This window comes from Listeria monocytogenes (assembly GCF_041765605.1).
Taxonomy (GTDB): domain Bacteria; phylum Bacillota; class Bacilli; order Lactobacillales; family Listeriaceae; genus Listeria; species Listeria monocytogenes_D.
Genome location: NZ_CP168900.1, coordinates 2,174,249 through 2,188,435, shown reverse-complemented (window position 1 = coordinate 2,188,435; position 14,187 = coordinate 2,174,249). Strand labels below are relative to the sequence as shown.

The window sequence follows — 14,187 nt, the reverse complement described above, 5'->3', positions numbered from 1 at the left end:
AGTGCTCTGACAAATCATGTAAGAGGAAAAAGGGGGAGAAGTCAGCAAAAAACTGGAACGCCATTCAGCGTCCCAGTCAGTTTTACAATGTTTTTTTCGTGTTTTCGAGAGCAACTTTAATTTGATCAAATCCAGTCCCGCCGTAAGAATTTCTTTTTTGCACGGCAGTTTTAGAGGAAAGCACCACGTAAATATCATCCTCAATAAGTGGATTTATTTCCTGATAGTGGCTAAGCGCTACATCTTGCAAATAAATCCCATTTTGCGTACATTCAAGCACCAATTTCCCAACAATCTCATGCGCTTCTCTAAATGGAACGCCTTTTTTCGCTAAATAATCTGCTAGTTCCGTCGCATTGGAAAAATCTTTTTGCGTCGATTCTTCCATTATTTCTGTATTGACCTTCATCGTTTCAATCATTCCCGCGAATATATCTAAGCTGGTCTGAACCGTCTCAAGCGTATCAAACATGCCTTCTTTATCTTCTTGTAAATCTTTATTATAAGCGAGCGGCAACCCTTTTAAAACCGTTAGCATGCCGAACAGGTTTCCGTAAACCCGACCCGTTTTTCCACGAATTAACTCTGCCATATCTGGATTTTTCTTTTGCGGCATAATTGAACTTCCCGTTGAAAAAGCATCCGTTAACTCGACAAATTGAAATTCATGACTCGTCCAAAGTATCAATTCCTCACAAAAACGCGATAAATGCATCATTAAAATAGAACTGTTACTAAGAAACTCGATAATAAAATCACGATCACTCACGCCGTCCAAACTATTTTCATAAACAGCAGAAAAGCCAAGTAATTCAGCGCTATACGCCCGGTCAATCGGAAAAGTCGTTCCAGCAAGCGCCGCAGAACCGAGCGGCGAAATATCAATCCGTTTGACACTTTCTTCTAAACGCTCCAAATCCCGTGTAAACATTCCAAAGTAAGCAAGTAAATGATGAGCAAACGACAGGGGCTGGGCGTGTTGCAAATGCGTATAGCCAGGCATAATTGTTTCAACATGCAACTCTGCTTTTTGAACAAGCACTACGCGTAAATGTTTTAATGACTGAATAATTTCTGCTACGGCTTGTTTTAAATATAAATGCATGTCTGTTGCAACCTGATCATTCCGACTGCGCGCCGTATGAAGTTTTCCAGCGACTGGACCGATTTCCTCGTGCAATAGTTTTTCGATATTTAAATGAATATCTTCGTTAACTGTGCTGAATTCGAGCTCACCAAGCGCTAATTTTTCTTGGAGGATTTTTAATCCGGCCGTAATTTCAGCTGCTTCTGAAGCAGGAATAATTCCGCATTTGCTGAGCATGGCGACATGCGCTAAACTTCCCGCCAAGTCTTCTTTTGCCATTTTTTGATCGAAAGAAATCGAAGCACCAAAATCGTCAATCCATGCTTCACTTTTCCCTTGAAAACGTCCGCCCCATAGTTTTTCCATTTTTTACACCTCAGTTGTTATTGTCACTTTTGAATTAACTTCTGCGCTTACTTTCGTTGGTAATCCCCAAAGCTTGATGAAACCAACTGCTGCATCTTGGTCGAATGTATCGGAAGAAGTGTAAGTCGCTAGGTTTTCATCATAAAGCGAATTTGGTGATTTTCTTCCTTCCACAATGGCATGACCTTTAAATAATTTGACGCGAATCGTACCGTTCACGAATTTTTGCGTGGATTTTAAGAAAGCAACTAAAGCTTCTGTTAAAGGTGAGAACCATAGGCCATTGTAAATTGTTTCGCTGATTTTTTGTTCGATAATAGGTTTGAAATGTGCCACTTCACGAACAAAAGTTAAGTCTTCTAATTCTTTATGTGCAGTAATCAAAGTGACTGCGGCCGGACATTCATATACTTCACGTGATTTAATACCAACTAAACGATTTTCGATATGATCAATTCTACCGACACCATGTTTTCCAGCAATTTCATTTAAAGTAAGGATCAAATTTGCTAGGCTCATATTTTCTCCATTTAGAGAAATTGGAATACCGGCATCAAACGTAATTTCAACAATATCTGGCGTATCTGGTGCGTCTTCTAAGCTCACTGTTAAGTCGTAAGCTGCTTCTGGAGGTGTTGTCCATGGGTTTTCAAGCACACCACATTCGTTACTTCTACCCCAAAGGTTTTGGTCAATCGAGAAGGGATTATCTAAATCAATTGGAACAGGGATGTTATGTTCTTTGGCGTAATTGATTTCTTCTTCTCTAGACCATTTCCAATCACGGACAGGGGAAACAACTTTTAAATCAGGAGCAAGTGCATGAATCGCTACTTCAAACCGAACTTGGTCATTTCCTTTACCAGTACAGCCATGAGCGATAGCAGAGGCGCCTTCTTGACGAGCGACTTCTACTAATTTTTTCGCAATTAACGGACGACTTAAAGCGGAAATAAGTGGATATTTTCCTTCATAATATGCGTGGGCTTGAAGGGCAATTAACGCAAAATCCTCCGCGAATTCTTCTTTTGCATCAATCGTGTAGGATTCACTTGCTCCAACAGTAATGGCTTTTTCTTTAATAAAATCCAAATTTTTGCCTTCACCAACATCTAAGCAACATGCAATAACTTCATAACCTGATTCTACTAACCACTGAATTGCCACAGAAGTATCTAACCCACCTGAGTAAGCTAATACGATTTTTTCTTTCGCCATTGTAAACATCCCCTATTCATAAATATACAAACATTTGTATTTATATTAACACCGATGCTTTTATATATCAACCTTTTTATTTTAAATTATTCATAATTATGCTTAAAAATACATTTTCAAATAAAAATAATCATTTCAAATAGTAATAAATTGGTTCCTGTTCGTAAAACTGCTATACTTGTTAATGAAGTTATATTGAAGGAGTTGAGCGAATGTGAAAAATACAATAAAATGGATCGCTATCGGTTTTGCTGGGATCATTCTACTTCCATTATTAATCGTTTTCTTTATTTACAAAAAAGCGGTTGGGAAAAAAGAATATAATCCCGAGGTACTGGAGAATTTAGATGAAGCTTCACAGGAATTTGTGAAAAACACTTCACCGTTATCCGACGTAGATTCGCGATATAAATATATGAGACTAGCGACAAAAGCATTACCTTCAGCAAAAGATATCGAAATTGGCGATGTTGAAAATAAAAAAATTGATGGCCCGGCTGGCAAAATTCCAATTCGAATTTATACGCCGCAAGAAGACGGACCTTTTGAAATTATCGTTTACTATCATGGTGGCGGATTTGTTCTAGGCGGACTGCAAACACATGATGCGATTGCCAGAAAACTTGTTCAAACAACAGGTGCTCGCGTGGTTACTGTTGATTACCGACTTGCTCCAGAAAATCCATTCCCAGCAGCAGTGGAAGATGCCTATGCCGCGCTACTATGGGTTCAAAATCATCGTACTAGCTTACGAGCTAAATCCTCAGACATTATCGTTGCAGGAGATAGCGTAGGCGGAAACTTAGCAACCGTTGTGACTCAAATTGCTAAATCAAAAGGTAAACCAAATATCACTGCTCAAATTTTACTTTATCCAGCGACAGATATTTTCAGTCGTGATGCGTCTGTTCTTTATCCGTCAATGGATGAATTTGCAGAAGGCTACGTGCTTACGAAAGAATCATTAGATAAATTCTTTAAATTATATATTGCGAATGCAAGCGATCGTAAATACGATCCACTCGTTGCACCAATACGTAGCAAAGATTTAGTCGGACTACCAAAAACATTTATTGCGACTGCTGAATTTGATCCACTTAGAGATCAAGGGGAAGCATATGCGAAGAAATTAAAAGACGCCGGCGTAGAAGTATTTGCCAAACGCTTTGAAAAAGTTCCACATGGCTTCATGACAACTAACTCAGAAGCGACCGATGAGACATACGAATTGATTAGCGAGTTTTTAGAAGAAAAATAAATTCCTGAATCCACTCTTTTATTAGAGTGGATTTTTTTGTTGACAAAGAAATTTTTTCGTGAGAGAATAACTTACGAACGGTCGTCAGTTTTTTTGAGAGGGGTGGAATGATGAGAAAAGAAGAAATCAAACAAGCTGCACTGACACTTTTTGCTAATAACGGTTTTGAAGGAACATCGCTTGCTGATATTGCAGGGGTTGTGGGGCTGAAGAAACAATCCATCTATTCTCATTTTAAAGATAAAGATGATTTGTTTTTATCCATTATGAAGGACGCGAAATCAACAGAAATAGATTACTACCGGGCAAAACTTCGGGATAGTGATTTATCCAGACCAGATCTTGTTTTGTCTAGTTTACTTTTTGGTGTGAAGGAATTATACGATACGGACGAGGCCTATCAATTTTGGTTGCGTTACGGGTTTTATCCGCCGAAGCATTTGTATGAAGTGGTCCAAGCAGATATTACCGAGAACGTGCTACAAATGGAACATGAATTTACTAATTTATTTAGTAATTGGATGGAGCAAAAGTTAATTCCAATGCAAGATGTGGAAACGATGAAAGAAGCTTATATGGGAATTCTCGACGCAGTTATTGTAGACATTGTGTACGTGAACGATCCGGAAAGAACGGAAAAGAAAATCACAGCTTTATGGCAAATTTTCTGGAGAGGAATTACGCTAAAAGCTTTGAATTAGAGGTGTAGTATGGCAAAAAATATGGAAATTTTAGAAACAGATTCAGTTAAAAAGATTTACTTTAGATATTTAATTCCTTCCTTAGTGGGAATGTTGTTAATGTCTTTAAATATTGTGATTGATGGAATTTTTGTTGGGCATAAGCTCGGCGGAGTGGCGCTGGCTGGGATAAATATAGCGGTGCCTGTATTTACGATTTTTACAGCGATTTCTATTTGGATTGGGATTGGTGCTGCGACTCAGTTTTCCTTTGCGATTGGAGAGAAAAATGTCGCGAAAGCTCAAACGATTTTCACCAATGCGATTCTAGCCGTTGTTTCAATCACAGTTATTATTGGAATTATAGCGTTTATTTTTAAAGTACCATTAGCTTATTTTTTAGGTGCGAATGATGATACGATTGGTTATGTGCTTGAGTATATGAACATCCTGCTCGTATTTGGATTTGCGCTTACACTAGAAAATATTTTAAGTATTTTTGTACGTAATGATGGCGATCCTAATTTATCGATGATTGCGCTTATTGTAACAGCAATCAGTAATGTTATTTTGAACTATTTATTCTTGTTTGTATTCGAATGGGGCGTGACGGGTTCTGCACTTGCTACGATGATTGCAATCATTATCGGTGTACTCATTTTAATTACCCATTTCTTCAAAAAATCAAGTCGCTTAAAATTTGTCAAAGTAGACTGGAACAAAGCGTTTTTCAAGAAGACTTTAGCAATTGGCTTACCAAGCTTTTTAGCGGAAGTTGGGGTGTCTGTATTTACGCTAGGTTATAATATTTCGATAGCAGCTATTGCAGGGACTGCTGGTGTGGCGGCGTTCTCGGTACTCAATTATACGCACAGTGTGATTTTGATGTTGTTCCTTGGAATGGGGTCCGCGATTCAACCACTTATTAGTTATTATCGGGGCGCGAAAGCTAGACAAAAAGAAATAGAAACGTTGAAAATTGCGATTATGGTAGCGTTCAGCACTGGAGTAGGCTTTTTGCTCGTTGGTCTCTTCGGTTCCAACTTGCTCGTTTCGATGTTCGGGAACTTTAGCCCGGAAATTAGAGATTTAGCAAGTAACGGTATCAAATTATTCTATACAGCTTATCTGTTCATGGGCTTCAACTTTGTTATGATGACCTATTTCCAAACATCGGACAAGGTAAAAATGGCCACATGGATTACAATATCGCGTGAGATTATTTTCATGGTCATCTTCCTACTAGTGCTGCCACCAATCATTGGTATTCCGGGCGTTTGGCTAGCAATTCCGATTTCAGAAATGATTGTAGCAGCATCCATCGTATTCTATATGAAGAAAAAACATATTCTATTTAAATAAACCAAAGGCGGAGATATTAAATATCTTCGCCCTTTTTTAGGAAAACTTATTTAAAAACAGGATTAAAAAAGATGAAATAGACAATTGTTTCCTTTTTTTCATTTAATTACATTTGAATGTTAAAATGAAAGTCTACGTTTCCGTTTTACGTAGAACAGGTTTTAAAAGGGAATGAATAATGAATTTTTTTTGGATTTGATAAGGGAAAGAATCCAAAAAGCCTTGTTGTTTATTGACGGAATTAGTTGCCTGTGGGAGCAACTAAAAAGTAATAAGTGTCAGTATTAGATGGCGTATAGGTTTTAGAGAAGTTCCCTGTACTCACTTATACTGACAAAACAAAGCAAATAGATTAATGATGATATTTCTCTGAAAGTTTTTATTTGCTTCACTAAGAAAAAAGGTGAATTATGCGTTTTAGAACAAAAGGCAAACAAGGCTTTTTTGGTCTAAAACGTTTTGTTTGTAAAGCTAGAGTAAGAAACTCGCTTTTTCGAAACAAAAAGAAATATATTGATGAAAAAGCAGAAGGACTTAATCCATAAATTAGTTGCAAATAAGTAGTTGTTTTCTATCATTAAATGTTTATAATTAAAGGGGAAATTTAAAAAGTGGCGGTGACAGCATGAACTTAATCGGTTTGCGAATTAAAAATATTCGTAAAGAGAAGCAGTTAACATTAAAAGACGTAGCCCAAGGAATTATTTCTGTTCCGTATCTCGCAAATATCGAAAATGGCATCAAAATTGCTTCCTTAGAAACATTAATCCATATTGCTAAAAGATTAGAAGTACCAGAACAAATACTGTTGATAAGTGAAGAAGAATCAAACAAAGAGCTGCTAAAAGAAATGGACGCGATTTTTGAACTATTGGTATTTTCCAATACAGCAGAAATGGAAAGCCGATTAAATAGTATAGCTGAAAATGTGGACTTACTTCATGAATCGCCAGCTGTTGAACTTAGCTTTTACTGTTTGCAGACAGCCTATTATTATAAGACTTGGGAATTTTCTAAAGCAGAAGAAATCGAAGCCAAATATTTAAATAACACAAAAAAACGTGCGGAAGAATCGTTCCCACGGCAGTTACTGTCTTATTATTATTATGGTCAGGCTGTAAAACATTCCCATGCCACTTGTGATTATCAATTAGCAGTCGAGTACTGGGAGAAGTGTGTGGATTTAACGGAAAATAAAGGTTTTCAAGTAGTTTTCCACGTATGCATTTGCATCAATTATATTTGCCAAAGTATCTACGAGCCAGCACTCGCGCACATTAAGCAGGCGCTGGAGTTGATTAAATATGAGGAGCAAGAACGCATTGTTGCGATACTCTATTTTTATGGCTATATTTATTTTCAAATTGGTTTTATGGCAGAGGCAAAAAACAGATTTGAGCAAGCTGTGGGATATTTTGAGAAATACCCAGAATCCAAAAAGATTTATTATTTTGTCGTTCAATTAAAAATGGCGGAAATTGAGAATATTGAGGGAAATGAAGCACTTTTTAATGAGAAAATAGCAAGTTTGTATGAGGAATTAATGGCTTATGAGACAACGAATACGAGCTTCAATAACAATGACTATCTAGTTATAACGGAACTAATGGTTATTTTTGCAGAAAAAGGATTCGTAGACGAAGCGGCCTCCTTAATGGGACTGATGAATAAAGTCGATGAGCGGGTGAAGGAACTTAATTTCTTTATAGAATATACCGAAACATTGCTTTTATATCATCAAAACGAGCAAGTTAGCTACGAAGAAAAAATGATAAAATTATTGAAAAAAATTGATGACTCGAATGACCCAATTTTAATTGACCGAGTGAAAAAACATGCGAGTAAACATTTCGCAAAATCAACGAAATATAAAATGGCTTATGATATTTTGTCATAATCATAGAAACAGCTAGTTATTATACTGGCTGTTTTCTTTTGTTTTTTTGCGGGTAATTAAAGGTGTTAGGTTTAGGGCGAAAAAGGGGGAGAAAGCATGCAAAAAAAATTAATAGGTAGTTTGTTTATTCTAATTGTCTTATTTATTTTTGGAAGCACTTCTGAAAAAGTGCAAGCTTCTCCAACATCTCCAAATGGTTGGCAATTAAAATGGGCCATTAAAAATAATGATTTTGAAGATGTTGATATCGCGGATTATGGTGTAGATGCTGGTACGACAAATGTTTGGCAGGTTAATCAAAAAGGTGTAGAGGCATGGGGAACAACTAATCCAACTGGAAATATTGAAGTATGGCAAAATGGTAATGGATACAATGTGCCTGCTTTTTCTGGAAACAATTTTATTGAATTAAACTCGGATGGTATTGGCCCAGTTTATCAAGATATTCGGACAATCCCGGGTTCCAATTTAACTTGGAAGTTCTCACACCGGGGTCGCATGGGTGTAGATACGGCTGATTTGCTGATAGGTTCACCAGAAAGTCAAACCGAAGTGTCGCGAGTTTCTGATGGAGAAACGTGGGGGAGTTTTGAAGGGAATTATATAGTGCCTGATGGACAGACTATCACAAGGCTAACTTTCAATCCTATTTCAACAGCAAGTGGCTCACTTACCAGCGGAAATTTTTTAGATGACATTCAGTTGTATATTAATGTAAATGGCGCAAAAATTGGCGATGTTGTTTGGTACGATTTTAATGGTGATGGTATTCAGCAAGATAGTGAAGAGCCTGCTCCGGGCGTAAAGGTGGATTTATTAACGAAAGATGGTGCCTTTAAAGAAAGTACGACAACCAATAATATCGGTTCGTATTTGTTCACCGATGTATTACCAGGAGATTACCAAGTGAAATTCACCTTACCGGATAATGATTTTATTTTTTCGAAAGCAAATCAAGGCAATGATACGACACTTAATTCCAAGCCAGATAAAACAGGAATTGCTTCAGTGAATGTACCTAATTTAAAAAGTGAGAATTTTGATATGGATGCGGGAATAACGACGAACGGTAAAGTGGAAATTCAAAAACTTTCTGGAGATAAGGCGCTAAGTGGAGCGGTTTATACGATTAAAGATAATTCTCAATCGGAAGTAGCAAAAATAACAACTGATCAAAATGGTACAGGAACTGCGGAAGGGCTGCCGCCAGGGAAATATACAGCAACCGAAGTTACAGCACCTCTTGGTTATCAGAAAAACCCAACACCAAAAACATTCACTATCACGTACGGCGATACAAATCCTGTCAAACTCACTTTTCAAAACGTTGAGAAAACAGGATCAATTACTATTTTTAAACAAGATGAAGCGAATAAAAAAGGTCTAGCAAATGCCGTTTTCGACGTAAAGTCAACAGATGGAACGACATTAAAAAAAGTAACTACAAATAGTAAAGGTTATGCACTTGCTGAAAACTTACAACCAGGAACTTATGTCATAACGGAAGCAACAGCACCACCGGGTTATGAAAAATCAGCCAAAGAAATTCGCGTAACGATACCATTTAACCCTCAAAAAACTATTAATATTACTTTTAGTGATAATAAAATAATGGTACCTAAAAAACCGACTTCAACAAATGGAAGTACAGTGGTGAAGGTAAGTGGAGAAACGACAAAAATTACCACTCTACCACAAACGGGCGATAGTTCAAATAGCTCAACAATTTTTACAGGATTGTTTATTGTCGCAGCTAGCGGGTTACTCGTTTATAGAAGATATTGAGAGCACAAAAAATCCAAGGTTAGATTCTAACCTTGGATTTTTTTTATTAATGCGGCCGAGAGGACTTGAACCTCCACGGGTTTTACCCCACTAGGCCCTCAACCTAAGCTTTATTTAAAATGAAGTTTACTGACATTATATCAATAGTTTTGGCAAAAAGAGCTAATTTAGCAGTATAAAACTATATTAAATTGAGGGGTAGAATTTGTCAAATGAGTTAGTTATTAATATTTATTTATGTGCTTTTTCACACTAACTAATTAATTGAATTACTTCTACTATTTTCCAAATCATTATTAAATCTTTCTTAATAGTTACAGTACTTTCTGAATCAATAGGTTTAAGTTGTAGCTCTTTGTCATTAAATAAATTTATATGCCCAATTATAATTTTGCTATCAGTTGTTAATAAAACTAACTCACCTTTAAAACTATCTTCATAGGGCTCTAATAATAATAATGAGTTGGAATTGAATTTACTCAAAGAAGGATTAGAGACTTCAACTAAAATTGCATTCTTAGATACAAGTTCTTGTTTATAAAGTCGGAAATCATTTGTTTCTTTTTTTGATTTCATGTCATGCAGAGTTTTATATATAGGAACTTTTGTTGCAATGACTTCATTTTTTTCTATTGAAGACGAATAGTTAGCTAGTTGCATTAATTTATCAAATGATATGCCATAACCTAGAGAAATTTTTTTCAATGTTTCGACTGAGGGCTCTATAGGAGTTTTTGTCGATGGATCAAAGCCTAATTCTAATTTTCGTATGTAATTATGACTTAATCCAGTTTTTTCTTTTGCTTCACGTAAGGATAAACCAAGTTTCACTCTTAAATTCAATAATTCTTTCCCTAAATCAGACACTTCAGTACACATCCTATCTATTCACTTATCTATGAAATAGTATAGCATAAAGTGTAACTTGAAGATTACATTTTTCACAACGTCTTTGTAACCTATAGTTTACAAAGACGTTTAATTATCTTATAATTAAATTAAGGAGGGATTATATGGATTCAAATATGAAATTATTAAGAAAACAGCTAGGATGGAGTCAGAATCGCCTAGCAGAGGAATCAGGAGTTTCAAGAAGAACAATTAACTATATTGAGAATGGTAAAATTAAGAACCCTAAAAAGGAAACTATGAGATCAATATCAAATGCACTTAGGGCTGATGTAGAAATATTATTTTTTGACAAATCGTATACTATAAAAAATTTAGAAAGTAGGAGTTTATAAAATGGTATTTATTTTGACATGTATAGGTATTATTATTGTAAGTTATAGTCTTTATTTGCTTTATAAAATATTTAAAAATAGAACTATTAAATTTAGTATAAAACAACTAGTACTAAGTCTTTGCATACTTATTATTGGTATTTGGATCTTTCCAAGTATGAGTAATTCAGAGGCTGGTTCTTGGTACTCAGAGAAGTTCTTTCCCGCCTATTCTAGTTCTGTGTACGAGTTAGAGAATTCACGTGATTCTGTTGCTGCTTATGTGACATACTTAGGTATGGTTGAGAATGAGAACTATGATGATAACTTTTTTGCTTCTGTAAATAAAACTGATATTGCAACACATGAGGATAATTTGAAATCAGAATTAATTAGTTTGAAAAAAAGCAAACAAAGCTTAGAGGAGATTAAAGCACCGTGGTATTTATCAGATCCTTATTTTAAGGGTGGGAATAAGATTATTAACAATCAAATAGAAATATTGAAAATTCAAATAAAAGATATAAAGAGTTATTTAAAACAAGGACCAGATAATATTGAAAAGAGCTATAAAAGAAGTGGGGAGATTGAAGAGATACAAAAGAAAATTGATTCATTAATTTTAGAATATAAGTTTCATTCTTAAATTGATTTCTAATTGAAGTATTACATAAGCAAAAATATCATGAAGTAAGAAGAAAATTGTATATTTGGATATTGAATAGAAGTCAGTGGTATAGCTAATCCGTTGGGAGAGTAAGTGAAAGTCAACACCTACAAGTGATAATGAAATTAAGAAAAGGGTAGTTTTATGCTATAATATTAGTATAGATTGTAAATAATAACTATCGTATATGTTTTTTGATTTATCCAACTGTGAAGGGGCTCCTTGCCCCTCTTTATCTCGTCACTTCGTTCCTCGTCAAATTCACCCGCCGTAAGCTTATCAGCTTAACCGATCATTACAAACTATCGAAATATTCCACGCACTTCGTGCGCGTAAATTCCATTCTAGTTGTAATGTTTATTACTAACTTACTTCTTATATTTGAACTACTATCAATAATATTTTAAATTTTTTAAGTGTATTTAATACCACTAAAAGAACCACCTATAAGTAATATGTACATTATAAGCTTAAAAAGCTTCAAAAAAAATATTTTAGGAGGAATTAATTATAAAGTCTAAAGAACAAGAGTTGAATTTTATTCTATTTCGCATTGCCACAATAGAGAATAAGGACATAAGTAATATTGCAAGGTCGTTTCCTAGTAAAACACAAGGGATGGAATATGAACATGAAAATCAAGAATGGCATTTCTATAGGCAGTTATTTTTTTCTATGCATAAGGAGTATTCTAAAGCTCTAAAGTGCGGAAAGGACATTCATTTTTTTAGAGAAGTAATACTTGACGAAAAAAAAACTACTAAAGTTTATTTCTATGACTCTGGTGACCAGATACGCCATAGAATAGTGTCTAACGCTAAGAGAGATACGACTATTCTATTACTAGAAGAGATGAACTATAGAAGAAAAAATGAATCAGAGATAAAACGTGAGAAGGAAAATGGAAATGATAAACCAAATAGATTTAAAAGAAGTACCTTCCCAATGGAAGATACTAATCTTAATTCTCTTGCAATATTTGATACATCATCTTCGGTATCTATAGCTAATATGGAAACTTATGATATGGTTAAAAGAATTATAGATTCTATGGTTGAATCTGGGGAATTGAAAACTAAAGAAATTCGATTGTTACGAGAGATATGTGATGATGTGCCAAACAGTGAATTGTCAAAACAATATGGAGTTCCAGTAAAAATTATACAGCAGAAGAAAAGGCGGCTTCAGAAAAAAATGGCTAACTTTAAGGAGAACTATATGAATACACATAAAGAATAAGTGAAGCCTTAACATTCTTTTCTTGTTGAAAATCTTACCCACCCCGTTATTTCTAAACCGTAATATTTGCATCAAACCTCTAGTTATATTTTTAGCTGGGGCTTTTTTTATGAATAAATTTTTCTTAAAAGGCTTGAATTTGTAAGTAAATGAATTTAAGGGATAAATTCGTTGTAAATCATTATACATCAATGTTTTACAGTGTTTCATTTGTGTTTTTTGAGATTCATGAAAAACTAACTTTTTAAAGTTTTATGTAACTAGCAAGTGTGCAAAAATATAAATGAAATAAAAGAATGATAACTCTAGATTATTTCATTTACATATGCTATCTGAAACGAGTGTAATTATTGAAATAAATATAAGTATATATTTTACTTATAAATCTGATTTTGTTAGTATAGATGCATAAAATGATTTGGTTGTAAGCGCTAACTTATTGATGGAAAATTAGTCAGAAATTTATAAAGATTGGAGCATAATTCTATGGCATACGAGACTGCTTACAGTAAAGAACTTAAAAGAAATGATATTACTGCATTAGAGGCAAATCAATATTTTCATGAAGGGATTCTAACAGATTCTAAAGCTTTTCAATGTAGTGAAGTTTGCAGTGTACCACTAACATGTGCAAATTTCACTAAAAAATCATCAGAATGGAATAAATCTCCTTACTTTAGGTCACCAGATGCAAGTATAACTCATTCAGATAATTGTTCTATTAAAACAAAAAAGAATGCACTCTATAATGAGACAGAGGAGGGTTCCTCACGCGTACTATCCGATTTAGACTTTCTTAATTTAAATATTGACCTTAATCAAGGATTCACAGAGCAAAAACCAACAAATACTTCAACATCGTCTCCTAACATTAATCTGGATGGAAAAAAAACTATGAGTAATGGTGGGGAAAAGTACATTAGAACAGAAATACCTCAAATTAAATCTCTCTCTAAAATAGTAACATATTATTTTTCAGATGACTGGGACAATAATAAACTAATAATTAAAGTAAAGGGTGGAGAGGTAATTTCATTTAATGATTTATTCCAAAATCTAGACTCAGAAAATGATATTTTAAAACCTCCTAAAATTTACTATGCAGAAGCAAAAGTTATAGATAAAGGAGATTATTATATTCTTTTATTTAATTCAGCCTGTTCACTAAAAGGTTTATTAAGAAAACCCACTTTTTTAATTAATAAGAACAGATTAAAAACTAAAAAAATACTACTTAATAAATTAATTCGATTAAGCCAGCCTAATAAATTATGTCAACTATTTTTCTTTGGTACATTTATTGTTAAAGATAACCAATATATTAATTTTAATTTAGATTCCACCAAAAGTGATTTTTCAGCTAATATTTTTATTTTAGAATAGATGCTAGATATTACCGGACACT

At 34.5% G+C, this 14,187-nt stretch carries 13 protein-coding genes; 10 read left to right on the top strand and 3 right to left on the bottom strand.

What is annotated here, in order from left to right; all coding sequences use genetic code 11:
• Positions 1 to 82 precede the first annotated feature (82 nt).
• Both argH and AB2Q86_RS11110 read right to left on the bottom strand, forming a co-directional pair.
• Positions 83 to 1,453, bottom strand: coding sequence for an argininosuccinate lyase (argH, locus tag AB2Q86_RS11115; protein WP_012580957.1), 1,371 nt, complete (start codon positions 1,451 to 1,453; stop codon positions 83 to 85).
• Between the two features lie 3 nt (positions 1,454 to 1,456).
• The gene (locus AB2Q86_RS11110) at positions 1,457 to 2,671 is read right to left on the bottom strand and encodes an argininosuccinate synthase (protein ID WP_003724518.1); all 1,215 of its coding nucleotides are present in this window, start codon (positions 2,669 to 2,671) and stop codon (positions 1,457 to 1,459) included.
• Positions 2,672 to 2,885: 214 nt separating this feature from the next.
• Between AB2Q86_RS11110 and AB2Q86_RS11105 the strand changes: the two genes are divergently transcribed.
• From AB2Q86_RS11105 to AB2Q86_RS11080, 6 genes are all read left to right on the top strand, one after another.
• Entirely contained in the window at positions 2,886 to 3,929 is a 1,044-nt protein-coding gene (locus AB2Q86_RS11105) for an alpha/beta hydrolase (RefSeq protein ID WP_003722346.1), read from the top strand.
• A 110-nt stretch (positions 3,930 to 4,039) separates the two neighbouring features.
• A complete protein-coding gene (gene fepR, locus AB2Q86_RS11100) occupies positions 4,040 to 4,630 on the top strand; it encodes an efflux pump transcriptional regulator FepR (RefSeq protein WP_003724516.1) in 591 nt (196 codons plus the stop codon).
• A gap of 9 nt (positions 4,631 to 4,639) precedes the next feature.
• Complete coding sequence (gene fepA, locus AB2Q86_RS11095) at positions 4,640 to 5,971, top strand: multidrug efflux MATE transporter FepA (protein ID WP_003728876.1); 1,332 nt, start codon at positions 4,640 to 4,642, stop codon at positions 5,969 to 5,971.
• A 410-nt stretch (positions 5,972 to 6,381) separates the two neighbouring features.
• Positions 6,382 to 6,516, top strand: a complete 135-nt coding sequence (locus tag AB2Q86_RS11090; protein ID WP_012580958.1) for a hypothetical protein — start codon at positions 6,382 to 6,384, stop codon at positions 6,514 to 6,516.
• Positions 6,517 to 6,596: 80 nt separating this feature from the next.
• Positions 6,597 to 7,868: a helix-turn-helix domain-containing protein gene (locus tag AB2Q86_RS11085; RefSeq protein WP_012580959.1), complete on the top strand. Its 1,272-nt coding sequence runs from the start codon at positions 6,597 to 6,599 to the stop codon at positions 7,866 to 7,868.
• 96 nt (positions 7,869 to 7,964) lie between these two features.
• Positions 7,965 to 9,653: a SpaA isopeptide-forming pilin-related protein gene (locus tag AB2Q86_RS11080; RefSeq protein WP_012580960.1), complete on the top strand. Its 1,689-nt coding sequence runs from the start codon at positions 7,965 to 7,967 to the stop codon at positions 9,651 to 9,653.
• A gap of 252 nt (positions 9,654 to 9,905) precedes the next feature.
• Here the strand turns inward: AB2Q86_RS11080 and AB2Q86_RS11075 are convergent, their stop codons facing one another.
• Complete coding sequence (locus AB2Q86_RS11075; protein ID WP_012580961.1) at positions 9,906 to 10,520, bottom strand: helix-turn-helix domain-containing protein; 615 nt, start codon at positions 10,518 to 10,520, stop codon at positions 9,906 to 9,908.
• Between the two features lie 146 nt (positions 10,521 to 10,666).
• Here AB2Q86_RS11075 and AB2Q86_RS11070 point away from each other — a divergent pair, with 146 nt between their 5' ends.
• The 4 genes from AB2Q86_RS11070 (at position 10,667) to AB2Q86_RS11055 (ending at position 14,165) form a co-directional block, all read left to right on the top strand.
• Complete coding sequence (locus AB2Q86_RS11070) at positions 10,667 to 10,897, top strand: helix-turn-helix transcriptional regulator (protein WP_069011817.1); 231 nt, start codon at positions 10,667 to 10,669, stop codon at positions 10,895 to 10,897.
• Position 10,898: 1 nt separating this feature from the next.
• Positions 10,899 to 11,522, top strand: a complete 624-nt coding sequence (locus tag AB2Q86_RS11065; protein WP_012580962.1) for a hypothetical protein — start codon at positions 10,899 to 10,901, stop codon at positions 11,520 to 11,522.
• A gap of 639 nt (positions 11,523 to 12,161) precedes the next feature.
• The gene (locus AB2Q86_RS11060) at positions 12,162 to 12,782 is read left to right on the top strand and encodes a hypothetical protein (protein ID WP_227871738.1); all 621 of its coding nucleotides are present in this window, start codon (positions 12,162 to 12,164) and stop codon (positions 12,780 to 12,782) included.
• A 486-nt stretch (positions 12,783 to 13,268) separates the two neighbouring features.
• Positions 13,269 to 14,165, top strand: a complete 897-nt coding sequence (locus tag AB2Q86_RS11055; RefSeq protein ID WP_012580964.1) for a hypothetical protein — start codon at positions 13,269 to 13,271, stop codon at positions 14,163 to 14,165.
• The last annotated feature ends 22 nt before the right edge of the window (positions 14,166 to 14,187 follow it).

Coding starts and splice junctions, on each gene's coding strand:
- AB2Q86_RS11055 (WP_012580964.1), top strand. CDS start 13,269: ATGGCATACGAGACTGCTTACAGTAAAGAACTTAAAAGAAATGATATT.
- fepA (WP_003728876.1), top strand. CDS start 4,640: ATGGCAAAAAATATGGAAATTTTAGAAACAGATTCAGTTAAAAAGATT.
- fepR (WP_003724516.1), top strand. CDS start 4,040: ATGAGAAAAGAAGAAATCAAACAAGCTGCACTGACACTTTTTGCTAAT.
- AB2Q86_RS11070 (WP_069011817.1), top strand. CDS start 10,667: ATGGATTCAAATATGAAATTATTAAGAAAACAGCTAGGATGGAGTCAG.
- argH (WP_012580957.1), bottom strand. CDS start 1,453: ATGGAAAAACTATGGGGCGGACGTTTTCAAGGGAAAAGTGAAGCATGG.
- AB2Q86_RS11110 (WP_003724518.1), bottom strand. CDS start 2,671: ATGGCGAAAGAAAAAATCGTATTAGCTTACTCAGGTGGGTTAGATACT.
- AB2Q86_RS11060 (WP_227871738.1), top strand. CDS start 12,162: ATGGAATATGAACATGAAAATCAAGAATGGCATTTCTATAGGCAGTTA.
- AB2Q86_RS11080 (WP_012580960.1), top strand. CDS start 7,965: ATGCAAAAAAAATTAATAGGTAGTTTGTTTATTCTAATTGTCTTATTT.
- AB2Q86_RS11065 (WP_012580962.1), top strand. CDS start 10,899: ATGGTATTTATTTTGACATGTATAGGTATTATTATTGTAAGTTATAGT.
- AB2Q86_RS11090 (WP_012580958.1), top strand. CDS start 6,382: ATGCGTTTTAGAACAAAAGGCAAACAAGGCTTTTTTGGTCTAAAACGT.
- AB2Q86_RS11085 (WP_012580959.1), top strand. CDS start 6,597: ATGAACTTAATCGGTTTGCGAATTAAAAATATTCGTAAAGAGAAGCAG.